At 57.9% G+C, this 25,311-nt stretch carries 24 protein-coding genes; 6 read left to right on the forward strand and 18 right to left on the reverse strand.

Annotated features, from left to right (window positions below; genetic code table 11):
• Positions 1 to 176: 176 nt before the first annotated feature.
• Positions 177 to 962, forward strand: coding sequence for a Fic family protein (locus Q2B33_RS13790; RefSeq protein WP_300567218.1), 786 nt, complete (start codon positions 177 to 179; stop codon positions 960 to 962).
• A gap of 216 nt (positions 963 to 1,178) precedes the next feature.
• Here the strand turns inward: Q2B33_RS13790 and Q2B33_RS13795 are convergent, their stop codons facing one another.
• From Q2B33_RS13795 to Q2B33_RS13805, 3 genes are read right to left on the reverse strand one after another with little or no spacing between them, the layout of a single operon-like run.
• Entirely contained in the window at positions 1,179 to 2,573 is a 1,395-nt protein-coding gene (locus Q2B33_RS13795; protein WP_300567221.1) for an alpha-glucosidase/alpha-galactosidase, read from the reverse strand.
• Between the two features lie 47 nt (positions 2,574 to 2,620).
• Entirely contained in the window at positions 2,621 to 4,282 is a 1,662-nt protein-coding gene (locus Q2B33_RS13800; RefSeq protein ID WP_300567224.1) for a UxaA family hydrolase, read from the reverse strand.
• Positions 4,267 to 5,811 (reverse strand): tagaturonate reductase, encoded by a 1,545-nt coding sequence (locus tag Q2B33_RS13805; protein WP_300914075.1) that lies wholly within the window; start codon positions 5,809 to 5,811, stop codon positions 4,267 to 4,269. Before Q2B33_RS13805 ends, Q2B33_RS13800 begins: the two co-directional genes overlap by 16 nt.
• A gap of 273 nt (positions 5,812 to 6,084) precedes the next feature.
• Here Q2B33_RS13805 and Q2B33_RS13810 point away from each other — a divergent pair, with 273 nt between their 5' ends.
• A complete protein-coding gene (locus tag Q2B33_RS13810) occupies positions 6,085 to 7,119 on the forward strand; it encodes a LacI family DNA-binding transcriptional regulator (protein WP_300567230.1) in 1,035 nt (344 codons plus the stop codon).
• 23 nt (positions 7,120 to 7,142) lie between these two features.
• A complete protein-coding gene (uxaC, locus tag Q2B33_RS13815; protein WP_300567233.1) occupies positions 7,143 to 8,552 on the forward strand; it encodes a glucuronate isomerase in 1,410 nt (469 codons plus the stop codon).
• A 263-nt stretch (positions 8,553 to 8,815) separates the two neighbouring features.
• Here the strand turns inward: uxaC and Q2B33_RS24255 are convergent, their stop codons facing one another.
• The 6 genes from Q2B33_RS24255 to ptb form a co-directional block, all read right to left on the reverse strand.
• Positions 8,816 to 8,959: a hypothetical protein gene (locus Q2B33_RS24255; RefSeq protein ID WP_330623726.1), complete on the reverse strand. Its 144-nt coding sequence runs from the start codon at positions 8,957 to 8,959 to the stop codon at positions 8,816 to 8,818.
• Positions 8,960 to 9,038: 79 nt separating this feature from the next.
• A complete protein-coding gene (locus tag Q2B33_RS13825) occupies positions 9,039 to 10,538 on the reverse strand; it encodes a DNA (cytosine-5-)-methyltransferase (RefSeq protein ID WP_300567355.1) in 1,500 nt (499 codons plus the stop codon).
• Positions 10,539 to 10,853: 315 nt separating this feature from the next.
• On the reverse strand, positions 10,854 to 11,306 hold the full coding sequence (locus Q2B33_RS13830) for a very short patch repair endonuclease (RefSeq protein ID WP_296466532.1): 453 nt from the start codon (positions 11,304 to 11,306) through the stop codon (positions 10,854 to 10,856).
• Position 11,307: 1 nt separating this feature from the next.
• A complete protein-coding gene (locus Q2B33_RS13835) occupies positions 11,308 to 12,150 on the reverse strand; it encodes an RNA methyltransferase (RefSeq protein ID WP_300773827.1) in 843 nt (280 codons plus the stop codon).
• A gap of 240 nt (positions 12,151 to 12,390) precedes the next feature.
• Positions 12,391 to 13,458 carry a butyrate kinase gene (buk, locus tag Q2B33_RS13840; protein ID WP_296466536.1) on the reverse strand — a complete coding sequence of 356 codons (1,068 nt, stop codon included), beginning with the start codon at positions 13,456 to 13,458 and terminating at the stop codon, positions 12,391 to 12,393.
• 132 nt (positions 13,459 to 13,590) lie between these two features.
• The gene (ptb, locus tag Q2B33_RS13845; RefSeq protein ID WP_300567243.1) at positions 13,591 to 14,520 is read right to left on the reverse strand and encodes a phosphate butyryltransferase; all 930 of its coding nucleotides are present in this window, start codon (positions 14,518 to 14,520) and stop codon (positions 13,591 to 13,593) included.
• 271 nt (positions 14,521 to 14,791) lie between these two features.
• Between ptb and Q2B33_RS13850 the strand changes: the two genes are divergently transcribed.
• Positions 14,792 to 15,199, forward strand: coding sequence for a bacteriohemerythrin (locus Q2B33_RS13850; protein WP_300567246.1), 408 nt, complete (start codon positions 14,792 to 14,794; stop codon positions 15,197 to 15,199).
• A gap of 43 nt (positions 15,200 to 15,242) precedes the next feature.
• On the opposite strand, the gene Q2B33_RS13855 is transcribed toward Q2B33_RS13850, so the two are convergent.
• The 4 genes from Q2B33_RS13855 to Q2B33_RS13870 all read right to left on the reverse strand — a co-directional run bounded on the left by Q2B33_RS13855 (position 15,243) and on the right by Q2B33_RS13870 (position 17,953).
• Complete coding sequence (locus tag Q2B33_RS13855; protein WP_300567249.1) at positions 15,243 to 15,998, reverse strand: amino acid ABC transporter ATP-binding protein; 756 nt, start codon at positions 15,996 to 15,998, stop codon at positions 15,243 to 15,245.
• A gap of 70 nt (positions 15,999 to 16,068) precedes the next feature.
• Positions 16,069 to 16,728 carry an amino acid ABC transporter permease gene (locus Q2B33_RS13860; RefSeq protein WP_300567252.1) on the reverse strand — a complete coding sequence of 220 codons (660 nt, stop codon included), beginning with the start codon at positions 16,726 to 16,728 and terminating at the stop codon, positions 16,069 to 16,071.
• A 71-nt stretch (positions 16,729 to 16,799) separates the two neighbouring features.
• Positions 16,800 to 17,792 carry an amino acid ABC transporter substrate-binding protein gene (locus Q2B33_RS13865; RefSeq protein WP_300567254.1) on the reverse strand — a complete coding sequence of 331 codons (993 nt, stop codon included), beginning with the start codon at positions 17,790 to 17,792 and terminating at the stop codon, positions 16,800 to 16,802.
• Complete coding sequence (locus tag Q2B33_RS13870; protein ID WP_300914077.1) at positions 17,789 to 17,953, reverse strand: hypothetical protein; 165 nt, start codon at positions 17,951 to 17,953, stop codon at positions 17,789 to 17,791. The genes Q2B33_RS13865 and Q2B33_RS13870 overlap by 4 nt, the downstream gene beginning before the upstream one ends.
• Before the next feature lie 344 nt (positions 17,954 to 18,297).
• Between Q2B33_RS13870 and sdaAB the strand changes: the two genes are divergently transcribed.
• On the forward strand, positions 18,298 to 18,960 hold the full coding sequence (gene sdaAB / locus Q2B33_RS13875) for an L-serine ammonia-lyase, iron-sulfur-dependent subunit beta (protein WP_296466555.1): 663 nt from the start codon (positions 18,298 to 18,300) through the stop codon (positions 18,958 to 18,960).
• Between the two features lie 111 nt (positions 18,961 to 19,071).
• Positions 19,072 to 19,941 (forward strand): L-serine ammonia-lyase, iron-sulfur-dependent, subunit alpha, encoded by an 870-nt coding sequence (sdaAA, locus tag Q2B33_RS13880; RefSeq protein ID WP_300567257.1) that lies wholly within the window; start codon positions 19,072 to 19,074, stop codon positions 19,939 to 19,941.
• A 17-nt stretch (positions 19,942 to 19,958) separates the two neighbouring features.
• Here sdaAA and Q2B33_RS13885 read toward each other — a convergent pair whose 3' ends face one another.
• The 5 genes from Q2B33_RS13885 to Q2B33_RS13905 all read right to left on the reverse strand — a co-directional run.
• Positions 19,959 to 21,353, reverse strand: a complete 1,395-nt coding sequence (locus Q2B33_RS13885; RefSeq protein WP_300773835.1) for a D-alanyl-D-alanine carboxypeptidase family protein — start codon at positions 21,351 to 21,353, stop codon at positions 19,959 to 19,961.
• A gap of 399 nt (positions 21,354 to 21,752) precedes the next feature.
• Positions 21,753 to 22,427: a YkgJ family cysteine cluster protein gene (locus Q2B33_RS13890; protein WP_300567263.1), complete on the reverse strand. Its 675-nt coding sequence runs from the start codon at positions 22,425 to 22,427 to the stop codon at positions 21,753 to 21,755.
• 459 nt (positions 22,428 to 22,886) lie between these two features.
• A complete protein-coding gene (locus tag Q2B33_RS13895; RefSeq protein WP_300567266.1) occupies positions 22,887 to 23,933 on the reverse strand; it encodes an electron transfer flavoprotein subunit alpha/FixB family protein in 1,047 nt (348 codons plus the stop codon).
• A gap of 56 nt (positions 23,934 to 23,989) precedes the next feature.
• Positions 23,990 to 24,772 carry an electron transfer flavoprotein subunit beta/FixA family protein gene (locus Q2B33_RS13900; protein WP_300783533.1) on the reverse strand — a complete coding sequence of 261 codons (783 nt, stop codon included), beginning with the start codon at positions 24,770 to 24,772 and terminating at the stop codon, positions 23,990 to 23,992.
• A gap of 53 nt (positions 24,773 to 24,825) precedes the next feature.
• Positions 24,826 to 25,311: acyl-CoA dehydrogenase family protein (locus tag Q2B33_RS13905; protein ID WP_300822871.1), on the reverse strand; the 486-nt coding region annotated here is incomplete at its 5' end.

The following is a 25,311-nucleotide window of genomic DNA, read 5'->3' on the forward strand; positions in this document are numbered from 1 at the left end:
AGTGTTTATGCGGGATATCGGCTTTTGTAAACTATTCAAGTGTTTAAAACGGGATTATAGCAAAAATTTTTCTGTCAGGTGTCTGCTGCCAGCAGATTTTTCCTCATTTACCGCAAAAATTTTCCAAAACTTCCTGGCGATATGTTATAATACCCTTACCGACCAGGAGGTTTCCCATGACAGTCTACGAGAAAGCGTTGGAACTATGGCATCAAAAAAGCATAACCACGGACGCCGCTCTGGCCGAAGCCCTGAACAGCCACAGCATCGCTTTCGCCTTCCATTCCGGGAAAATCGAAAACGACTGCATCACCTATCACGATACCAGGGAAATCTTCGAGCATGACGGCGTCACCTCCTACACCGGCGATCTGCGGACGCTGTTCGAGATCCGAAACGCAAAAGAGGCATATGAGCTGTTCCTGAAGTCCTTCGGGCAGAAGCGCCCTCTGGATGAGGCTTTCCTGAAGGAGCTGCAGCTCCAGCTGACCCACGGCACCTACGATACCAGGCGCTGGCAGATGGGCGAGCGCCCCGGCCAGTATAAGCTTCACGACTATGTGACGGGGCGGAATGAGGCGGGGGCTCCTCCGGAGGATGTAGAGGAGGAGATGGCAGAGCTGCTGGAGGAATTGCAGGATATTGCCCCTGAACAGACGCTGACGGCAGCGGCATATTTCCATGCAAAGTTCGAGAATATCCATCCTTTCGCGGACGGCAACGGGAGAGCCGGGCGGCTGGCCATGAATTATCTGCTGGTCCTCCACGGGCATCCCCCCATCATCATCCACGAGGAGGACCGAAAGGAGTATTATGCCGCCCTGGAGGCGTGGGATACGGGACAGGATTTGGTGCCGCTGCGGAATTTCTTAAAGAGCCAGACCGAAAAGACCTGGGAGAAGCAGATTGCAAAATCGGAAAGGAAAAAGCTAAAATCCAACAAAAATTCAGAAAAACCTTGATATGCTCCCCCATTTATGTATATAAGAAAGAGAGAAAGATAGCAATCTTTCAAATCTATCTCCGCTTACCGATAGCGGAGCCGAAACAAATAATCGGATCCAAATGATTCGTAAGGATTCTTTCTCCGGCAGGACCCTTGCTTTTTACAGGAAAGGCCCTGTCGGATATCCGGAAAACCCATGCCGACTTAACGGCAGAGCTACAGGCAGTGTTTTCTATATCCCATACATCCCCAGATAAGCCCTCGTATTCCGGCACATCTCCTCAAAAAGCTTCCTTGCGTCCTCCAATCCGCAGGTCACCAGCGGGTCGCCCGCAAAGGCCTGGAAGATGCCCTCCACGTCCCGTCTGGCAATCGCCTCCGACAGCGTCTCCTGCTCCCCGCAGATCCTGGCTATCAACGGGTAGATGGACTGCGGGATGCTCCCCGCGAAGACCGGGGTCAGGCTGCCCGCCCGAAACACCGCGTTGGTCTCCACCACCGCCCCCAGCGGCAGGTTGGGAATCTGCCCCCGGTTGGGGATGTTGACATTGGTGACCAGTTCGGTCAATCCCAGCAGGGCACGAATCTGGTTCACGCCCTCCTCGCCGGTGCCGCTTATCTTCACCTCTTCCTCCCCGCTCACCAGCCGGGCGCTCCTTTCCAGGCGCTTTGCCAGATCCTCCTTGCGCCACGACACAGGCGTAAGCCCGAAATGCATCTCCCTGACCCGCTCAGGGCTCTCCAGATACCATTTCCCTTCGCAGAACTCCGCCAGGTGTCTGTCCCCTGCCGCCGCGATCTGGCCAAAGCGCAGGAACAGATCCATCTTCACCTTCTCGTCGCAGGCGAAGGCATTGTTCATCCAGTTGCTGTCCGCAGGGTCCTCTCCCCCACGTCCGTCCGGATGCTTTTCGCAATATGCACGGTAAACCGGGAACAAATCCACGTCCCGGTACCTTGCCTCCGTGAGCCAGGTGAAATGGTTCACGCCCACAGGATTGACCTTGATCTCATGCCGCTCCACCGCCGGGATGCCAAGCTCCTCCCGCACTACCTCCCCCAGGAACTTCTGGGTGCCGAACACCTCATGGCAGCAGCCGAAGGCCTTTATCTCCGGGAAGACATGGTACAGCGCCTTCACGCAGAGTGTCATTGGGTTGGTATAATTGATGACCCAGGCATCCGGACAGCAGCTCCTGATGCCCTCCGCGATGGCCTCGTACATGGGGACGGTGCGCATGGCCCGAAGTATCCCTCCAGGGCCGCTGGTGTCGCCCACGGACTGATAGATGCCGTACTTCTCCGGCGTATGGACATCGGACTCCATCTCGTCAAAGGTGCCGGGCAGGATGGACAGGATGACGAAGTCCGCCCCGGTCAGGGCCTGCTCCAGCGTCTCTACCGCTTTGTAATGCCATGTGGTCCTGGCCCCTTTGGCGGAATTGAATCTGTTGCCGATGATTTCATTGTTCTTAGCCGCCTGTATGTCGATGTCATACAGATCGACTCTTCCGCTGATGTCCTCACAGGTCATCAGGTCGCTCATCAGGCCCCAGGCCCAGCCCCTGGAACCGCCGCCCACGTAGGCGATTTTGATGTCCTCTGCTTTGCTGCCATTGTACCTCATGTCTTTCTCTTCCTCCTTATCCGCACAGCCTCTCTTTGGCCTCAATCCTACAGCGTCACGCCCTGCTTGAGGATTGCCATATCGTGATATCCCGCTTCCTCGCTGCGGACCTTCCTGCCCGATGCCACTTCCAGCACATAGCGAAACAGTCTCTCGCTCTCCTCGTCCATGGAACCGTCCTCCGCCAACACGCCCGCGTTGAAGTCGATCCAGCCGGACTTTCTTGCGGCCAGGGCGGAATTGGTGGAAATCTTCACCGTAGGCACAGGGCAGGCGAAGGGCGTCCCCCGCCCTGTGGTGAACAGCACGATATGCGCTCCCGCCGCGGCCAGCGCCGTAGAGGCCACCAGATCATTTCCCGGCGCACTTAAAAGGTTCAGGCCGGTCGAAACACCCCTCTTCCATACCGTCTCGCCGTACTGCAGCACGCCCCGCACTGGCGCGCTGCCGGATTTCTGGGTGCAGCCCAGGGATTTTTCCTCCAGCGTGGATATCCCGCCCTTTTTATTCCCGGGAGAAGGATTCTCGTAGATGGTCTGGTTGTGGCTCTTGAAATAATTCTTGAAATCGTTGATCAGGGCCACGGTCCGGCGGAACAGCTCCTCATTGGCGCAGCGGTTCATCAGGATGGTCTCCGCGCCGAACATCTCCGGCACCTCGGTGAGGATGGTAGTGCCGCCTGCCGCAACCAGCTTATCGGAAAAGCGCCCCACCAGAGGATTGGCCGTGATGCCGGACAGGCCGTCGCTGCCGCCGCATTTCAGGCCCACGATCAGCCTGTCCGGGCTGACAGGCTCCCGCCGAAAGGTGGCGGCATGTCTGATGAGGGATTTTACGATTTCCAGCCCCTGCTCCACCTCGTCCACACACTCCTGGGCTACCAGGAACTTCACCCTTTCCCCATCATAACCGCCGGAATGCCCACCTTCCATAGAAGAGGCGCATTCCATGATATAGGGCTTCAGGACATCGATATTGCTGTTCTCACAGCCCAGTCCCAGCACCAGCACGCCGCCCGCGTTGGGATGGTTGACCAGATCCGCCAGTATCCTTCGGGCGCATTCCTGATCCTCGCCCATCTGGGAACAGCCGTAAGGGTGGGGGAATGCGACGACCTCCTCCACGGTGCATTCCGGAGAAGCATCCGATTCCGCGCCCGGGCCGGTACCGCGGAAAGCGCTCCGGAAATCCGCTAGCCACCTGTTGGCCTGTGCCGCAATGGCAGTGGCTACATTGTTGACGCAGCCCACGGTGGGAATGATCCAGATTTCATTGCGCACCCCTACTCTGCCGTCCGGACGCAGGAAGCCCCGGAAGGTCGGTGCCGCTTCCCGGCCTTCTGCTGCATTGCCCAGCCCCCTCTCTCCGTCTCTTTGCATGGGCATCCCTCCCGCTTCGGAATCTGAGGCCTCAGTGTCGAAGACAGGAGTGTATTCATATTCCAGCAAATCTCCCAGCGCCGTCTTCAGGTTATGGGTATGAATCCAACTGCCAGCCATCACGGCATCCTTGGTATTCCCGATGGGATGACCATACTTGACGACCGCCCCGCCCGCAGGGATATCGCGGATCGCCATCTTATGGCCTGTGGGAATCGGCTCCAGTGCCGTAATCTTACCCCCTGAAATATCCACTTCCTCTCCCGCAGCGATGTCCCGCAGCGCCACCATTACATTGTCGTTTTCATGTATCCTTATGAAATCCTGCATAACGCCGCCCTCATTCCATTCTCTCTGATATCCTCCTGAAAGCGGACGACCGCATCAGTCAATCCCACTGTCCGGTTCAAATCCTGCCCGAAAAAGTCCACTCGGTCAAGAAATGCCCTCACAAATTCCCTGCTGTCCTTCCCACAGTTGTCGCGGAAGAACTCCAGCACCTCCATGTCGTCCAGGATGCGGTACTCCTGCCCGCTCCTGTAGCCGATAAGCGCCCCTTCCCGAATCTCCCGGGAGTGCCCTTCTTCCGTAGCGTCCCCTTCTCCCATGGAATGTACCCCTTCCATAAGACGCTCCCCCGGATGCCCCCCTTCCGTCCCCTGATAGAACGCAATCAGCGCCGCCAGCGAAAAAGCCAGCCGCTGCGGAATCCTGCCGAACCTCTCCACATATCCCAAAAGGCTTGGCAGGCACCTGGCCCGCCATTTGGAGACGGAATTCAGGGAGATGGAAAGCAGCGCATGCCGCACATACGGATTCTCGAACCGCTCTATCACCGCCCTGGCAAATCCCTTAAGCTCCTCCTCCGGCAAAGCCAGAGTGGGAATCACCTCCTCAAAGATCGTCCTCTCCATGAAATCCCGGATATCCCCATCCTCCATAGACTCCTTTACGGTATCATTCCCGCACAGGAAAGACGCCAGCGCAAAGGAGGTGTGCGCGCCGTTCAGGATGCGCACCTTTCTCTGCTTATAAGGCTTTTGGTTCTCCGTGAAGATGACCGGCAGCCCGGCCTGGGGCAAAGGAAGCTCTCCGCTGATATCTGCCGGGCTTTCGATGACCCACAGCGCAAAAGGCTCCCCGATGACCATAAGCCTGTCCTCATACCCCAGCACTTCCCATTCCTTCTGCGCGGCATCCCTCGGATAACCCGTGACGATGCGGTCTACCAGCGTGGAGGTGAAGACGCAAGCTTCCTCCACCCATGTCCGGAAGCCCTCCCCCAGCTTCCAGAGGTCGATGAACTGCATGACGCAGCTTTTCAACATGCTGCCATTGTCATCTATCAGCTCCACCGGCAGCATCACCAGCCCCTTCTCCCTGTCGCCCCCGAAAGCCTCATATCGATGGTACAGGAATTTCGTCAGCTTTCCAGGGAATGTCCCGGGCGGCTCCAGCTCGAACCTGTCCTTTCCATCGAAGACGATCCCCGCCTCAGTGGTATTGGACACCACGAACCGCAGGGTGTCCAGCCGGGCCAGCTCCCTGTATCTGTCATACTCGCCGTATGGATTCACTGCATCCGCGACGCAGGTTATCTGCCTGTTCTGAACCTGTGCCCGGCCGTCCACCATCCCCCGCAGGGACACCGTGTACTGGCAGCCCTGCCTGTGGAAGTCCTCCAGGCTCCCGGATTCTCTGGGCTTCACCAGCACCACATCCCCGTCAAAGAACCCCTGTCCATTTGCGACGTCAATCATATAGTCGACAAATCCCCGGAGGAAGTTCCCCTCCCCGAACTGCACCACCCTTACAGGCCGTTCCTTTTTGCCTGTCGTCGCCTTTCCAAAAATCTCCATCGGTTCTCCCCCTGATTTCCGCTTATGTCCGGTTCCTCCATATGCCTGCATCGCAAATCCGGCCGCCAAGAATCCGTGTCCTCCCTTATCCTTGCTCCCGATACCATGTAAGCCCTTACATTTCTCATCTTACTTCAGAAAGTTTTTTCCGTCAACAGCAAAATCAAATAAAATCGAATTGTTAAAAAAATATCTTGCAAAAAAAAATGCATTTGCTATAATTCAGATAGGACTTTTTTGAAACTACTTACATTGTGCCGATGAGGAAGACCAATGACGATTTACGATATCTCCGAAAAGGCCGGTGTCTCCATCGCCACCGTCTCCCGAGTGCTCAACGGCAGCAGCAGCGTCAGCGAGCGGACGAGACAGAAGGTGCTGGACACCATCGAGCAGTACGGGTATACCCCAAACGCTTTCGCCAGGGGCTTAGGGCTGAACACCATGAAGACCATCGGCATCATGTGTGCAGACAGCTCCGACCTGTACCTGGCCAAGGCTGTCTACTATATCGAGCAGAAGCTCCGTGCCCACGGCTATGACAGTCTCCTGTGCTGCACCGGCTATGAGCTGGAGTCCAAGGCGGCATCCATGGACCTGCTGATTACGAAGAAAGTGGACAGCATCATCCTGGTGGGCTCCAATTTCGTCTATGAAAAGGAGCAGGACAACCGATACATCGCGGAGGCCGCAGCCCAAATTCCGGTGATGTTGCTGAACGCGTCCTTTGACGCACCCAATGTGTACAGCGTCCTGTCCGATGACTACACATCCATGTATAAGGCCACGAGACAGATGCGCGCAGGCGGCATAGAGGACATCCTGTACTTCTATAACTCCGATTCCTACAGCGGCAAGCGCAAGCTTTCCGGCTTCCTGGCCGCAATGGAGCAGGCTATTCCCGGAACCGGGCCGCTGGTAGAGTTCTATCCTGGCTCCCATGAGGATATCCACGCCATGATTCGGCATCTGGAAGCGGTTCGCGAAAAGGGTATAGGTTTCCACGGTGTCATCGCCGCGGACGACACGCTGGCGTTGGCTGCCGTCAAATATGCCAGGGCGGCCGGGTATAGGATTCCGGAAGAGTTCTCCGCCATAGGCTACAACAATTCCATGCTCACCGGCTGCTGCGAGCCGGAACTGACTAGCATCGACAACAGGCTGGAGACCCTTTGCCAGCACCTGATTACGACACTGCTGGGCATCCTGGAGGGAAGAGAGATGCCGAAGAAGACTGTCTTCTCCGGCGAGATCATCGAGCGGGGCACCACCCGCAGACTGCGCGGAGGAACGAAACAGAACTCATAAAAATTCGAATGGAGGGAAAGAACATGAGAGAGTTTATGGACAAGGATTTCCTGTTGGAATCCGAGACAGCGAAGAAGCTGTTCCACGATTATGCGGAAAACACACCGATACTGGACTACCATTGCCACATCAATCCCAGGGAGATAGCGGAGGACCGCCATTTCGACAACATCACCCAGGTATGGCTGGGCGGAGACCACTACAAATGGCGCCTGATGCGCTCCTTCGGCGTGGAGGAGAAATATATTACAGGGGACGCTTCTGACTATGAGAAGTTCTGCAAATGGGCGGAGTGCCTGGGCAAGGCCATCGGCAATCCCCTGTTCCACTGGAGCCACCTGGAGCTGCAGAGATACTTTGACTACCACGGCGTATTGAACAAGAAGACGGCTGACGAAGTCTGGAAGCTCTGCAATGAAAAGCTGGCCCAGCCCTCCATGAGCGCCCGCAGCCTGATCAAGCGCAGCAACGTGACCCTGATCTGCACCACAGACGACCCTGTGGATTCCCTGGAATGGCATAAAAGAATCGCGGAGGACGACACTTTTGACGTAAAGGTCCTGCCCGCCTGGCGGCCCGACAAGGCCATGAACATCGAGAAGCCCGATTATCTGGACTATCTGGATAAGCTGTGCGAAGCCGCCGGCATGGGCGAAATCAACAGCTTCGCTTCCCTGAAGGAAGCCCTGAAGAAGCGGATGGAATTCTTTGCCTCCTGTGGATGCAATGTGTCCGACCACGGCCTGGAATATGTCATGTACTATCCCGCCAGCGACGATGAGATCGAGGCGATTTTCTTAAAGAGGCTCAACCGGATGATGCCCACCAGGGAAGAGCAGCTGAAGTTCAAGACGGCCTTCATGCTGTTCCTGGGCCGGGAGTACCACAGGCTGGACTGGGCCATGCAGCTCCACTTCGGCTGCAAGCGGGACAACAATACAAAGATGTACGAGCTGATCGGCCCCGATACCGGCTACGACTGCATCAACAACGACGCTCCCTCCGCGCAGATGGCTGATTTCCTCAATGCCCTGTGCAAGACCGACGAGCTACCCAGAACCATCCTCTACAGCCTGAACCCCAACGACAACCAGTCCATCGGCACCATCATCGGCTGTTTCCAGGACTCCAGCGCCGTGGCAAAGGTACAGCAGGGCAGCGCCTGGTGGTTCAACGACCACAAGATTGGCATGCGGGAGCAGCTGATTTCCCTGGCGAACCTGGGCAATCTGTCCGGCTTCGTGGGAATGCTGACGGATTCCAGAAGCTTCCTGTCTTACACCAGACATGAGTATTTCCGCAGGGTGCTCTGCAACCTGATTGGCTACTGGGTAGAGGGCGGCGGCTTCCCGGCGGATATGGATACGCTGTCGGAGATCGTGAGGGATATCTCTTATTATAATGCGGTGCGGTATTTTAAGTTCGATATCTAGAATCGACAGTGGTTTCAGTGATTGATATTTCAATGATCGATAGAAGCAAGGGGCGGCAGTTTACCAACTGCCGCCTCCTCTATGTCTCCCTGTTTTTTTCCATCATTCCCATGCTCCGTATTTCCTGAATGACTTCCCCATAGGGCCTGCTCTTGCCGAACAGCATGGTGGTGCCCAGCACAAAGCCGTCCATTCCTAGGGGAGCGAACTTCTGTATCTTGTCCGCGCTGCAGGCTCCGTCCCAATAGGCCCTGAAGCCTATGTCATTCGTACTCCGCTTCCGGATGGATGTAGACTGTATCGCCCCTGCGGAGCTTACGCAGGAAGATTTCGATGTTGTTGTTGGGGTGCTCGACCATCAGGTGCACGTCCAGGGGCTTTTTTGTGGCCGATGCAATGTAGGCCATGTCGTTTACTATGACCGGAACTTCACTCCGGTTCTGCAGAACGAGGATTTTATCATTTGCTTCAGGGGCACGGCTGCTTCTAGGGCTCCTTTGCAAATATCTCCTCCAGAGCCTCCCCCATCCGCTCCACCAGCCCCACCACCAAAGCGTTGCCCATCATGAACCTGCGCTTGTTCAGGGGCATCTCCACCACCTTCCCCTCCGTCAGGCAGTACTTCGTATGGTCTGTGGGAAAGCCCTGGATCCGCTCGGTCTCCCCCGCCGTCAGGAGCCGGATCCGGCCGGTCCTTTTGTCCTTTACGATATGGGTGGTCCTGCTGAAGCTCCCCTCGGAGGTGAGCATGGTCCTGGCGGGCTTGTGGTATTCGTCCACCATTGGGATGGCGCCCTCGGAAAAGACGTAAGCGTGTCCGCTCGCAGCCTCCCGCAGGAGCTTCTTGGCCCCTTTCAGGTACTGCCAGGTCTTCCGCTGCTCCTTGGAGAGACTCTCTCTGGTCTCGTCGCTGCGGGTGATTTCCGGGGAAGTGTAATACAGCCTCTCCTCCGGGATGAAATAGTTCTCCTCCACATCCCCCTGCTCCATGATGTCCCCCAAGGTCGTCTGTGGGCCCTGATACGACGGTGTTGTCTTCGCCGTGTAGACCATGCCGTCCCGCATCACGCCCGCGTTCTCGAAACCGAACCGGAAAGAGGCGGACAGCTCCCCCAGGCTCTCCGGCAGCTCCTGGGCCTTGATCTGCTCCGCTCCGACAGAGCCCACCGGAAATGTCCCGGCAAAGAAGCCTGCCGCGGAAATCAAAGCCGCCGCGCCGGCCTTCCGCGCCTCTCCATCTGCTGCATCGACCTTCCGCACCTCCTCGGCCACCACATCGTCCTTCCGCGCCTCTCCGTCTGCCACGTTGGCCTTCCGCACCTCCCCATCTGCTGCATCGACCTTCCGCGTCTCCCCATCTGCTGCATCGACCTTCCGCACCTCCTCGGCCGCCACACCGGCCTTCCGCGCCTCCCCGGCCGCCCTCCGTCCATACCCTGCGGCCCTCTCCTGTCTGCCGCAGCATGCCGTATCCTCTCTACAGGCGAAAATGAATATGCGCCTGCGCCTCTGGGGAAGCCCGTAATCCGCCGCATTGATGACCCGCCATTCCACCGCGTATCCCGCGTCCCGGAAGCAGGCCAGCATGATGCCGAAGTCCCTGCCGCGCTGGCTTGCGGGGGATTTCAGGAGCCTGTCCACGTTTTCCAGCAGCACGAAGGGAGGCCGCTTCACCTCCAGGACCTTGCGGATCGACCACCAGAGGATGCCCTTCTTCCCCTCCAGCCCCCTGGAGGTGGCCAGGGAAGATGCCACGGAATAATCCTGGCAGGGAAAGCCGCCCACCAGCAGGTTGAAGTCCGGTATCAGGCTCTTGTCCACCTCCTCGATGTCCACATTGGTGGTATCCTGCCCGGCCTTGTCCAGACATGTGCCAAAATGATACACATAGCAGTCATGGGCGTACTGGGTGTTCTTCTCCGCCGGCTCCCACTGGTTGAACCACACCGTGCTCCATTTTTCTTCCCTGGAACGCTCTCCTTCCATAGGATGCCCTACTTCCACAGAATGCTCTCCTTCTGTGGGATACCCTCCTTCCACAGAATGCTCTCCTTCCATGGAATGCTCTCCTTCCATAGAATGCCCTCCTTCCATGGAATGCTCTCCTTCCGTAGAATGCTCTCTTCCCACAGAATGCCCTCCTCCCATGGAACGCGCTCCCCCAATTCTCATATCCTCCGGCCCATGTATGGCATTCAGGCCGCACCGAAAGCCGCCCACCCCCGCAAACAGTTCACAGACAGTCCTCTCCATCGGAGCATTTCCTTTCTTCATCGTATTCGTTCCGTCTTCCGGCTGCAGTCATTCCGCCCCGTCCGCCTGGCTCAGCTGGATGTCCAGGATGACCTCCTCGATGGCCCGGACGCATGCATCGGTCTTCTTCAGGATATCCTTCCCCCAGAAATGCATCACGGTCCATCCCAGGAACAGCAGGCGCTTGTCGATTTCGCTGTCCCGCTCCATGTTGTTCTGAATCTTATTGACCCAGTATTCCCCATTGTTCCCCTTCTCCACCCTGGGCTTGAGCACTTCCCAGTCCTTTCCGTGAAAGAACTCGCTGTCGCAGAAAATGGCAAGCTTGTACTTCGTCAGGCAGATATCGGGACTGCCGGGCAGCGCCTTATAGTTCTTCCGGTAGCGGTATCCCTTCTCCCAAAGGGCTTTGCACAGCGCCACCTCAATGGAGGTATTCTTGCCCCGGATATGGCTCATGGTCCTGCTTCTGGTCTCAGTGACATTCTCGAACGTACGCATTTCAAACCTCTTCCGAAACCCTGCGGGCAGCGCTTCTCTGCCGCATCACCTCGTACATCAGAATGGAAGCCGCACAACTGACATTGAAGGAGGACGCATAGGAATCCTCCGCCATGGGAATGGTGCATAAAAGGTCGCAGCGGTCCTTAAAGTTCTGGTTCAGCCCCATGGTCTCATTCCCGACCATCAGCATCACGGGCCCCTCCAGATTCACGCTCTGCACCGGATTCTCCTTATGGGCCGTGGTCCCGATCAGCCGGAAGTCCGGGAACTCCCTCTTCACATCCGCCACGAAGCCCCACAGCGCATTGTTGTCCGCCACCCTGACCACAGGCAGCTTGAAGAAAGACCCCATGGCAGACACCACCACATCCGGGTCGTAGAGATCCACCCCATGCCCTGTCATGATCAAAAAATCCGCCCCCAGGGCGTCGCAGGAGCGTATCATGGTCCCCAGATTCCCCCGGTTGGAGGGCCTGTCGAAGAGGACGATGAAAGGATTGTCCGACAGCAGGCTCCTCTGCAGCTTATCCTCCCGCATCTCTATGACGGCCATGAGCTCGGAAGTGTCCGTCTTGCCGCTGAGCTCCTGCAGCAGCTCCTCCGTCAGCCGGTAGTTCATCTCCGTCCGCACTGTCCGCAGCAGCTTGTCCGCCCAGTCCGACAGCCTCCCGCCGCCAAACACAAAGGACCTCACATGCCATCCCCGGGCCACGGCCTCGTTGATGCTGCGGACGCCCTCCACGAAGAACTCTCCGGCCCTGTAGCGTTTGTTGCGGTTGGTCTTCAAGACCTGGAAATGCTGGTATACATTATTGCGTGTGAAAATATCTGTCGTCGCCATTCCTGTCCCCTTCCCCGCCTCCGGGCCCATACACCCGCATCTCTCGCATCTCTCCCGTTGCCGCGCCCCTTTCCCATAGGGCTTTGAGAGAGCGCATGCCGCGCATGTCCTACAGTATTGTCATAAAAAGAGGCTGTCACATTCCGGAAAGCAATTGAATCCCCCTTCCTGCAACAGCCCTCTAAAGTCAACTGAATCAGCCCAAACCGCCGCGGCCTTGTTTCGCTACAGGCCTGGCAATCAATAAGCCTTGGCCTCTTCCTCGCCGTTCAGCACCCGCAGAGCGCCCTGTGCCAGCGCCAGCAGCTCGTCCTCGCCGGGATATACGGTGAAGGGCGCGATCCACTCCGCCCGCTCCTTCAGGGCCGCCACCACGTCAGCGCCGTAGGCGATACCGCCTGTGACGATGATCTGGTCTACCTTGCCGTTCAGCACGCATGCCATGGAACCGATGTCCTTCGCCACCTGCAGCAGGAAGGCCTGCTTGGCCTCGATGGCCTTCTCATCGCCCCCGTCGGCCTGCTTCGTCACCTCGCGCATGTCATTGGTGCCCAGGTACGCGTTGAAGCCGCCCTTGCCCACCATCTTGCCGTATACTTCCTTCTCCGTGTATTTGCCGGAAAAGCACATTTTAATCAACGCTCCGTTGGGAACGCCGCCTGCCCGCTCCGGAGAGAACGCGCCGTCGCCGTCCAGCGCATTGAACACATCGATGACCCTTCCGTTCTCATGGGCGCCCACGGACACGCCGCCGCCCATATGGACCACGATCAGCCGCAGGGACTCATAGGCCTTCCCGATCTCCTTGGCATACCGCTTGGCCACGGCCTTCTGGTTCAGCGCGTGGAAGATGCTCACTCTGGGAAGCTCGGGCACGCCGGAATACCTGGCGATGGGCATCAGCTCGTCCACCACCACGGGATCCACGATATAGGAGGGCACGCCGATGGAATCGCCGATTTCCTTTGCCAGGATGCCGCCCAGGTTGGACGCGTGCTGTCCCTGCACCCCTGCCTTTAAGTCCGCCAGCAGCTCCTCGCTGACCGCATAGGTGCCGCCGGGGATGGGCTTCAGCATGCCGCCGCGGCCTACCACCACATTCAGGCTCTTGATGTCGAAGTTCTTGGATTCCAACAGATCCGTGATGATCTTCTTGCGGAAATCCTTCTGGTCCACGATATTGGCGAACTGGGCTATCTCCTCGGTGGAATGGCGCAGGGTCTCCTCGAACAATAATGTCTCGTCCTCGAACACGCCGATTTTGGTGGAGGTGGAGCCCGGGTTGATGATCAAACTTTTAACAGACATTTCTGTATATCCTCCTGTTCATGACAAATCTGCACTATAAGTTATACTGCTTAACGATTTCACCTGCCGTGAAACCAGACTGCATAACGCTGACTGGTTCAATCGCATGATTACATTAGACAGTATTCAGCGTTATGCGGTATAAGCCTTCTTCTGAAGCTCCTCTGACACCACGGCCGCCAGGGCGATGGAATTCACCTTGGTCTCGAAGCTGTCCGAGCGGCTGGTGAGGATCACGGGAACCTTGGTGCCGGTGAGGATCCCGCCGTTCCGCATGTTCACCATATGTACGATGGCCTTGTATACCATATTTCCGGCATGGATGTCCGGGAAGAGCAGCACGTCCGCGTCTCCCTGGATTTTCCTGTGGGTAGCGCCCTTGTGCTTGGCAGCCTCCGGGTCGATGGCAAGGTCCAGGGACAGAGGGCCGTCGATGACGCAGCCGGGTATCTGGCCTTCCTCGCACATCTTCGTCAGCTCCGCCGCCTCCACGGTGGCGGGCATCTTGGGATTCACCACCTCCACTGCCGCCAAAGGCGCTATCTTGGGCATCTCTATGCCGCAGGCATTGCACACGGGAATGGTGTTCTGGATGATGTGGGCCTTGTCCTCTAAAGTGGGATAGGTCATGAAAGCCACGTCCGTCAGGAACAGCAGCCTGTCGATGGTGGGCACTTCGAATACGGCCACATGGGACAGGGGCTTTCCGGTGCGCAGGCCAACCTCCTTGTCCAGGACGCTCTTCAAGAAGTCCTTGGTGTCGATCAGGCCCTTCATGTACATATCCGCTTTGCCCTCATGGGCCAGCTTCACCGCCGTCAAAGAAGCCGCGATCATGTCCGGCTCATTGATGATCTCATAGTCCGACAGATCCATGCCGATCTCAGCGGCCACTTCCCTAATCTTCGCCTCGTCGCCCACCAGGATCGCGTCCGCGATTCCTCTGGCCTTCGCCTCCTTCACGGCCTCTAAAACCGCGGAATCCTGTGCCACGGAGACGGATACCGTCTTCTTCGCGCACTTCTTGACCCTTGCCATAATGTCGTCAAAACCCTGTTTCATTTCCTGTCTTCTCCCTTTCTGCCCTGAGGGGCATGTTCTTTTTGTCTGATTGTGTTTTGCCAAAGCTGTCCGCTTTTGGACGCAAAACGATAACCGGATGCGTTCCGGTTGCTTGAAAAATCCACTTAGATTGCTTTTCTTATTAAAAATAATAGCACACGGACCGGCAAAATGCAAGAGTGAAAGGCATTGACTATATCCCGGAAAAGCGGTAAACTGATATGTGGGGTTCAAAGCCCTAAAATATTTGTGCGAAAAAGGAGATGTCATTATGTACGAAATGAAACCCGAGTATTATACGGGAATCGAGGCCATCGACCAGGAGCATTCCCGGCTCTTCGACATGGCGCAGGAGACCCAGGACCTGCTGGGAGACAACCTTCTGTATGACAAGACGGAGAAGCTGAACAGCCTGATTTCAGAGCTCATCGATTACACCAAGACCCATTTCGCCCATGAGGAAGATTATATGAGGAGCATCCGGTACGCCGGAATCGACGGACACATGGCCCTGCACCGCAGGTTCGAGGACAGCCTGATGCAGTTCGACCCCGATTCCCTGGAGGACAGGGAAAAGCAGGACGAAATCGCGGAAAAGCTCCTGGGCTTCCTGATCACCTGGCTCATAGACCATATCCAGAGAGTGGACATGGTGTACGCAAACTCAGTCAGACAGTAGAAAAGCAAACAAGACGCTCCGTACATACGGACGCCGGCGCTTCTCATTGAGGCGCCGGCGCTTCCCTGTCCATGATGAACTGCAGAAACTGTCTGGTCCTGGCTTCCCTGGGCGACTCGAAGATCTCCTCCGGCCCGCCCTCCTCCACCACCAGCCCCTGGTCCATGAATACCACATGGCTGGCCACATTCCTGGCGAACTGCATCTCGTGGGTCACGATCAGCATGGTCATGCCCTCCGCGGCCAGATTCCGCATCACGTTCAGCACCTCGCCCACCAGCTCCGGGTCCAGCGCCGACGTGGGCTCGTCGAAGAAGATCACCTCCGGCTCCGTGACGATGGCCCTGGCGATGGCCACCCGCTGCTGCTGCCCGCCGGACAGCTGATGGGGATAGGCGTCCGCCCGATTCGCCAGGCCCACCTTCTCCAGGGCCTTCAGTCCGGCGCTCCTGGCCTCATCCTTCGGCACCTTCCGCGCCACCACCAGGCCTTCCGTCACATTCTGGAGGGCAGTCTTGTTCCGGAAGAGATTGTAATTCTGGAACACGAAGCCCGTCTTCTTCCGCAGCGCGGCAATGTCCTTCCTGCCGATGGCATTCAACTGATAATGGACCCCGTCGAATATCATCTCTCCCTCTTTCGCCCGTTCCAGGAAATTGATGCACCGCAGGAGGGTGGTCTTCCCGGAGCCGCTGGGGCCGATCACGGTCACCACGTCCCCCTTCTCCACCTTGATGTCCACTCCCCGGAGGACTTCCATGTCCCCGAAGGATTTCTTCATATTCTTGATTTCCAGCATACGCACTCCTCAATCTGTGACCGCCGATCTATCGGCATGGATTCCCGGACACTCATTGCCCGATGCCCGGTCAGTATGTCTTCATCCGCTTCTCGCAGTAAGTCTGCAGCTTCGTCAGCACCGTGCAGAACAGCAGGTAGACAAAGGCCACCTCGCAGTATATGGCCATGACCTCAAGGCTGTTGGCCGCTATGCGCTGCCCTGCCAGGAACATCTCCACCACCGTGATGTTCGCGGCCAGGGACGTATCCTTCACCAGCCCGATCAGGGAATTGCTAAGGGGCGGGAAGGCCGTGCGCAGGGCCTGGGGCAGGACGATCCGCCCCATGATCTGCAGATAGTTCATCCCCACGCAGTACCCCGCCTCTATCTGCCCCACGGGAACCGCCTCGATGGCGGCCCGGACGGTCTCGGAGGCGTAGGCCCCTGTATTAAAGGAAAATACGATGATCGCCGAGGGGATGGCATCCAGTATGATTCCTACGCTGGGCAGCCCGTAGAATATCACGAAGAGCTGCACCAGCAGCGGCGTCCCCCGGATGATCCACACATAGATCCTGGCGATCTGCTTCACCACCGGGATGTTGGCCACCTGCACCATGGCCGTGAGCAGGGCGATGATCAGCCCCAAAGAAAACGACACCAGTGTCAGTGGAATCGTGACCCGTATCCCGGGCAATAATATCTGCCAGAAGGAATCCAGCAGTAGCTGCCAAACCCGTTCATTCATGATACCGCCTGCCTTCTTTCTTCCTTAATCCGTACTTTCGTTCCTCTGGTTTTGCGCTTAATCCTTCGCGCCTATTCCTGGCTGGTGACATCCATGCCGAAATATTTCTCGGACAGCTCCTTCAACTCTCCGGAGGCCCGCAGCTCGTCGATGGCCTCATTGATGGCTTTCAGCAGCTCCTCGTTCCCCTTCTTCACAGGGACAAGGGAGGAGGAGGCATCCTCCGTCAGGGCCACCACCTTCACGTCCGCATCGGGATTCTTCTTCAGATAATCGGAAAAGGCGGTCTCCACGTTCAGGGTGGCGTCAGCCCTTCCCGTGAGCAGGAGATCCACGGTCTGCGCCACCGCGTCCACGCTCACCAGCTCCGCGCCGTATTCTTCCGCCATCTTGCCCCAGCTGCTGGTCAGGTTCTGGGCCGCCTTCTTCCCGGCCAGGTCCTCGAAGGTCTTGATTTCCTCATTGTCGCCCTTTACCATCAGCGCGCCGTGGATATAGGTGTAGGGCTGGGAGAAATCATATTTCAAAGCCCTCTCGTCGGAGTACTCCACCTCATTGATCACGGTGTCAATCCGCCCGGCGTCCATGCTGCTGAACAGGGAGTCCCATTCCGCCTCGAAGAACTCGGCCTCCACGCCCAGCTTCTCCGCGATTTTTTCTCCCACTTCCACGTCGAAGCCCACCAGCTTGCCGCTCTCGTCGTGGTAGCTGTTGGGGGAATAGGTGCCCTCGGTGCCGATGACGATTTTGCCCGCCTCCAGAATCTTCGCCAACTGGTCGCCTCCCTGGGAGGCCTCCCCATTGTCCGCTGCCGCTTCGCTTCCAGCGTCCGCGCTGCTCTCCTCCGCTCCGCTCTCAGCATCCGCACTGCTCTCCCCCGCTCCGCTTCCGGCCTCGCTATCAGCGTCCGCGCCGCTCTCCGCCTGGGAGGTCTCCCCGTTGCCCGCGCCGGACCCTTCCCCCGCGCTCTCTTTGCCGTCCCCGCCGCAGCCTGCCAGCAGGCATGCCGCCATAATGGCAGGCGCAGCCGTCATTCCCAATTTCCACAGTCTGTTCTTCCTCATCTTTTCCATTCCTTTCCTGATACCTTTTTCAAGCCTCCCCGGAAACCCAGGAGCCTGTCCTCCCTGCCGCCCGCAGGCGGGGCCGTCGGCCGCTCCGTGTTCCGAACAAAGACATTGTACCATAACCCTATCCACATGGCAAATACTTCCGGCCAATCCATCCGCATATGTCTCAGCTCCGGCTGCTGTCCGCCCGGTTCCGCCCAGCGCTGTCCCCCCGCAGATATGTGCCTGTCAGCCCGGTCGGGACGGGCACGGCACATATCGCTGTCCGCCATGGCCCCGCGCAGGTATGTGCGCGTCATGCCGTTGCAGGCGGCGGGACCGTGGACAGTAGGCGGATATGGATTGAATTCCGTAACATTATATATGCTGCGCCGGAATATGTCAACCCAACGGAGGTCTTGCATTTTAGGCGAAACTGAGATATAGTAAATATAAGAAGCAAGCAAAATCGCTAAGCAGTATAAGTCGCTTTACGAACAGGACAAAGGAGTCAGAGAGCATGAATTCATTCGATATCATTGGCCCCGTCATGGTAGGCCCCTCCAGCTCCCACACAGCGGGAGCCGTCAAAATCGGTAACATTTCACGCAAGCTGCTGGGCACGCCGGTGAAAAAGGCGGACGTCCTTTTCCATGGCTCTTTTCTCGCCACAGGCAAGGGCCACGGCACGGACAGGGCCCTGGTGGCAGGGCTTTTGGGCTTTCCGGTGGACGATCCCCGGATTCCGGACAGCTTCCGGTACGCCGAGGAGGCAGGGATGGAATACCGTCTGTCCGGCATCGACCTGGGGGACGTACATCCCAATTCGGTGAAGCTGCGCCTGCACGGAAGCGAAGGGCAGAAAATCGAAATCGTGGCGGCTTCCGTGGGCGGCGGGGCCATCCGGGTCACGGAGATCGACGGGCTGCCCGCCAATTTCTCCGGCGACTATCCCACCCTTGTGGTGAACAATCTGGACCAGCCGGGGCATGTCACGGAGATCACCTCCATGCTGAGCCACAAGTCCATCAATATCGCAACCATGCAGCTTTACCGCTCCTCGAAAGGCGGACATGCCGTCATCGTGCTGGAATGCGACCAGGAGGTGCCCGCGGACGCCATCCGCTGGCTGGCCCATCTGGAGGGCATCCTGAAAGTGACCTATCTGGGGCTGGCCGAATAGTCCGCCTGAAACATGCAGCAAATTACAGCGAAAGACTGTCGGCCATGTATGCCCGCCACGGGCAGATGTGTAAATTCTGACGGTCTAGCGCATACAAATCGGAGGAGAATCATGTATCAATCGTTCCAGGATATCATCGACATAGAGAAAGAGACCGGAAAAAGCTTCTGGGAAATCGTCCGAGACAATGACTGCCGGGAGATGGAGATCACCGAGGAGGAGGCTTTCCGGCGGATGCAGGCCATGTATCTGGCCATGGGGGAGGCGGACGCCTCCTACGACCCGGCCCTGTCCTCCGCCAGCGGCCTGGTGGGCGGGGACGGCGAGAAGCTGGCCAACGCCCGCCGGAAGGACAGCCTGCTGTGCGGCTCCTTCCTGGGGCTGGTGATGGAGAAGGCCGTCAAGATGGGCGAGTCCAACGCCTGCATGAGGCGCATCGTGGCGGCTCCCACCGCGGGCTCCTGCGGCGTGCTCCCGGCAGTGTTCCTGTCCCTGGAGGAGGAAAAGGGCTATTCCAAAGAAGAGATGGCGAAAGCCCTCTATGTCAGCGCGGGCATCGGCGGCATCATCGCCCAGCGCGCCTCCGTGTCCGGGGCCGCGGGAGGCTGCCAGGCCGAAATCGGCGCTGCTTCCGCCATGGCTGCGGGAGCCGTGGCCTTCCTGCTGGGCGGGGACGGCGAGGCGATCGCCCACGCGGCGGCCCTGGCCATGAAGAACCTTCTGGGCCTTGCCTGCGACCCTGTGGCAGGGCTGGTGGAAGTGCCCTGCGTGAAGCGCAATGTCATCGGGGCCGTGAATGCCCTCACCTCCGCGGATCTGGCAAATGCCGGGATACGCAGCAAGATCCCCCCCGACGAGGTCTTCGATGCCATGCGCAATGTGGGCAGGATGCTGCCGGAAGACCTGCGGGAGACAGGAAAGGGCGGCCTTGCGGCCACCCCCACGGGCATCGCTTTCCGGGAAGGACTGAAGACCTTCTAGCCAATCATATGCAAATATCAGCCAGGCGCATCGGAGGCATCCTCCGGTGCGCTTTCCGGTGCGGGCAGGAAGGTCTGGTACAGCTCCACCTGGTCATAGATGCAGGTCCAGGTGCTGTTGGAGCCTGCGGTGACGCACAGATATTCCTTTCCCTCCTCATCGCGCCCCAGGCTGGCGGCACAACTGCCAGCCTGATCCACATAGCCCGTTTTGGCGCACAGCACCTCCCCGTGAGTGTCCTTGTCCTCGATCCGGCGCAGGAACCAGTTGGATATCAGCAGCCCCTCGGGATGCTCTTCCGTCAGGGAGGTGGTGTAGGTATGGGCCGCCATCACTTCCCTGCAGAAGGGATTGTCCACAGTGGCTTTCAAAATGACAGCCATGTCATATGCGGTGGAATAATGGGCCTCATCGTAGACCCCTACACAGTTGGTGAAGTGGGAGGTCTCCCCCAGTCCCATCTGCACCAGCTTTTCATTCATCAGGTCCACAAAGGCCTCATGGGAGCCCGCCACATAGATGGCCAGCGCCAGCGCGGAGTCCGCCCCCGAGGGCAGAATCGTGCCGTAGAAGAGGTCCCTCACCGTCACCTCCTCGTCCAGGGCATAGCCGGTATTGCTGCAGTCGTTTACATAGCTGTAGTCCGTAATGTCGATGGTGATGACGGCTGTCTTCTCCAAATCCTCCGCCGTCAGGTGCTCCGCCGCCACCAGGATCGTCAGCATCTTGGTCATGGAGGCGGGGTTCATCCTTGTATAGGCCTCCTTCTGGGCCAGGATCTCCCCGCTCTGGGCATCGATGAAAACGCCGTATTCGCTCAATATGGTCTCCGAAAAGCCCGCCGTAGCCTCTGTCATGCCGAACACAGCGTTCTGGGGCGGTATCGCGCCCCCCAAGGGCTCCGGCGTGGGGACGGGCTCCGGCTCCGCCGTCTGCTGGGCCGCCTCTGTCTGTCCTGGCTCCTGAGAGGGGAAGCGCAGGCGCGGGGCATAGGCTTCGCCCGCCGCCATGACAGTCCCTCCCGCTGCGTGACGGGACTTCCGGCGCTGGGCAGAGTCCGCCCCTTGCGTCTTCTGATTGTCGGCTGTCAGGCCGTCCTGGCTGTCCTCTCCTCCCCGGTCGGCCTTGTCCTCGCTGTCCTCTCCCGTCCCGTTGCCTCCCCGGTCGGCCTTATCCTCGCTGTCCTCCCCTGTCCTGTGGGCTTCCTGGCTCTCCTGCAATGCCCCGCCCCGTCCGTTGTCCTTGTGGGTCCATGCCGCGGCGCCGAATCCAATACCTATTCCCACCACGATTGCCATGCCGGCCATCACCGGAATGCCCCATTTATACAGCAGCTCCCGTCTGCGTTTTTCCCGCTTCATCTCTTCCAGCCGCGCTCTGCGCCGGGCCTGCCGTTCTTCTTCCGTTTCCATCTATGTCAAAACATCCTTTCTTATTCCAATTCAATAGGCATCCTTTCCATACCCTGACGGCGGCACAAATCGTATCGCTGAATGCGCCCCGGTGATTTTGCATCCGGATATGGTTTCCCTGCTTTCCGGTTCTCGTTCCGCTTACATCTTTTCCATACCCTGACGGCGGCACAGATTGTGTCCCTGAATGCGTCCCCGCGATCCTGCAACCGGGTATGGATTCCCCGATTTTCGTTTCCTGTTCCCTTTACATCCTTCCCATACCCTGACGGCCATTCGACTCAGTTCCCTGAATGCGCCCTGGCAATTTTGCATCCGGATATGGTTTCCCTGCTTTCTATTTCCTGTACTTATCCCGGCTCCGCCAGCGTCCGCCCACGGCCCAGTCCTGCCGCCTCTCTAGCAGCTAAGTCCCGAAGCGGCCCTCCAGCTCATGAGCCGCTCCTCAAATTGACCGTAAAAGTCCCGCCCTGTGTCATATTCTTCGATATAGAATGTCTGCAGCATCAGCAGGTTCAGGCGCTTCGCTTCCTCCAGATCCTCCGCTCCCGACACCTTCTCCTCCAGGGCGTTCAACAGCGAATGCCACTGGCAGATGAACGCATGGTTCCTGCCCTGGTCCGGGGTATCGATCCACTTGCTCACCTTCACCTTCGTGCGCCCGGCCTCCCTGCACTCCCCTGTCTGGAGGAAGTATCTGAAATCGCCGTTCTCGTAGAACCGCCCCAGCGGGAACAGGCGGCAGATGCCGGGCCTGTGCGCGTGGATGCCGCACCTGCCCTCCCCGTCCAGGAAAGCGCAGCGCTCTTCCTCCCCCGCCATCTTCATGTTCGGCAGAATGACTCCATCGGTCACGCTCAGCTCCACAGTCTCCTCCGCCAGCAGCTGCGCCAATGTCTTCCCCAGCCCCTGCCGGAGGCGGTAGATGTCATAGGGATCCAGCAGGACGGAATTGCCCATGCCCGTGCAGCATTTGTGACAGCCCTTACAGCCATGGCAGTCTGCCTTCACCATGTCGTTGCCGCCGTACAGACGCCCGTCGGAGATTTCTTCCAGAGTGACATTCCGCTTCACTTTCCCTTACCATGCCTTTCCGCCATCCGCAAATTCCTGTCCTGCAAAAATCGACTCTTCCGGTCAGCGCAATCTTGGAGATTATGACAAAAAACACCCCTCAAAACATGTCACGAGTGTCATTTTTTGTCGAAGGTCCTGCACCTTCTGTGTACTCCGTAATCTATACATGTAGCGATGAATCTTGCCCAAAACCGGATAAACGGCATGACCGGCTATGCTATGCGACTGGCAAAAATGAAATGCCGTTTATATATTATGTCACCATTTCATGACATATATGTCATAATCCATGTCGAAAAGCCAAATTTGAGACGAACCATAAGCATTATATCAATTCGTCCGCCGATATGCAAGGGTTCCATAAAAAGTATCCAAAAAAGACTTCCGGGAATCCGGCATGCGCCCTGGATTCCCGGAAGTCTATGGTTTTCCGTCTATATTCTTCTTTTATGGCAATCAGTTCTTGTTGGCCAGCTCCGCGCGCAGCTTCTCGGTGAGGGCGGGCACGATCTTGTTCAGGTCGCCTACCAGGCCGTAATCAGCCACATCGAAGATGGGAGCTGTGTCGTCCTTGTTGATGGCGATGATGATGTCGGACTCCTCCATGCCTGCCAGGTGCTGGATAGCGCCGGAGATGCCGATGGCAAAGTATACATTGGGGCGCACGGTCTTGCCGGTCTGTCCCACCTGGAGATCCTTGGGCTTCCATCCCGCGTCCACCACGGCACGGGAGCAGCTCACGGTGCCGCCAATCACCTCTGCCAGATCCTCCAGGATCTTGAAGTTCTCCGCATTGCCCATTCCGCGGCCGCCGGACACCAGAATCTTGGCATCCATGATGTCAACGGTCTCGGACACGGCCTTCACCACCTCCAGAATCTCCACATAATTGTGGTTGGGGGTGAATCCGGGATTGAACTCCTCGATATTGGCCTTCACGCCGGCCTGCCTCTCCTTCTTCTGCATGACGCCGGGGCGCACGGTAGCCATCTGGGGGCGGAAGTCAGGGCAGGCGATGGTAGCGATGGTGTTGCCGCCGAACGCAGGACGGGTCATCAGCAGCTGGTTGTGTTTCTGCTCCTTGCCGGGCACGGGGTTCAGCGGGAAATCACCGATGTCAAGCTGTGTGCAGTCTGCCGTCAGGCCAGTGTGAATCCTCGCGGATACACGGGGGCCCAGGTCACGTCCGATGGCGGTAGCACCCACCAGGAAAATCTCGGGCTTATACTTCTCGATGACGGAAGCCAGCGCATGGGCATAAGGCTCGGTCCTGTACTCCTTCAGCTCGGGATCGTCCACCACGATTACCCTGTCAGCGCCGTACTCGGCCAGCTCGTCCGCCAGCCCCTTCACGCCGCTTCCCACCAGCACAGCAGTCACTTCGGTTCCCAGATCCGCAGCCAGATCCTTGCCCTTGCCGATCAGCTCGAAAGCAATGCTATTGACGATATTGTCCACCTGCTGCGCGAAGACATATACGCCCTTATATTCTTCTAAATTCATTTTGTCCTCCTATTGATTGCGTAATATATTCACATTTCCTAACAGCCTTAGCCGGATTAGATCACATGCTTCTCCTTCAGCTTGCCCACGATGTAATCCACGGCCTCAGCGGGATCCAAAGCCACCTTCTCGCCGGCGCCCTTCCTCACCTTATCGGAAGCCTTTGCAATCTGGGTGGGAGATCCCTTCAGGCCCAGGTTGGAGTCCTCCACATCCTTCAGGTCCGCTCTGCCCCACACGGTGAGATCAGCCTTGCAAGCATCGAAGATTCCGCCGGGAGTCATGTATCTGGGCTCGTTGAGCTCTGCCAGGGCAGTAATCAGGCAGGGCATCTTGGCCTTCAGCACATGATATCTGTCGTCATACTGACGCTCCACGATGACGCTGTCGCCCTCAATCTTCAGGTTCTGGGCATAGGAGATGACAGGGATGTTCAGGTGCTCGGAAATCTGGGGGCCTACCTGTGCGGTATCTCCGTCGATGGCCTGGCGGCCTGTGATGATCAGGTCGTACTCCATGTTCCGCAGAGCTCCTGCCAGGGTCTGGGAGGTAGCCCAGGTGTCAGCGCCGCCCAGCACTCTGTCGGTGACCAGGACGCCCTTGTCCGCGCCCATGGCCATAGCCTCGCGCAGCACGTCCTCAGCCTTGGGAAGACCCATGGTCACAACGGTGACCTCAGCGCCATACTGATCCTTCAGGCGAAGGGCAGCTTCCACGCCCGCCTTGTCGTCAGGGTTCATAATGGTCATCATGGCAGCTCTGTCCAGAGTACCATCGGGATTGAACTTCACGCCGCCCTTGGTATCGGGAACCTGCTTGATACAAACAACAACTTTCATTGTATTTTCACTCCTTATATTCTTTTTTCTATGACTTGGTTTTTCGCTCTCACTTATTTCAGAAGCGCGGCGCTGATGACCATCCTCTGGACTTCGCTGGTGCCCTCGTAGATTTCAGTAATCTTGGCATCGCGCATCATGCGCTCCACATCGTACTCTCTGGTGTAGCCGTAGCCGCCGTGGAGCTGTACAGCCTTGGTGGTGACTTCCATGGCTACCTCTGCGGCGTAGAGCTTGGCCTGTGCGGCCTCGAAGCCGTACTCCTTCTTGGTGGCCTTGGCCATGGCTGCCTTGTATACCAGAAGCTGAGCCGCCTCTACCTTGGTGGCCATGTCAGCCAGCTGGAACTGGGTGTTCTGCAGGGCGGCGATGGGCTTGCCGAACTGCTTCCTCTCCTTGGTGTAGGCGATGGTCCTCTCCAGAGCGCCCTCCGCGATGCCCAGAGCCTGTGCTGCGATACCGATACGTCCGCCGTCCAGGGTATGCATGGCAATCTTGAAGCCCTGGCCCAGCTTGCCCAGCATGTTCTCCTTGGGAAC

The organism is uncultured Acetatifactor sp. (genome assembly GCF_948601915.1).
GTDB lineage: Bacteria > Bacillota > Clostridia > Lachnospirales > Lachnospiraceae > Acetatifactor.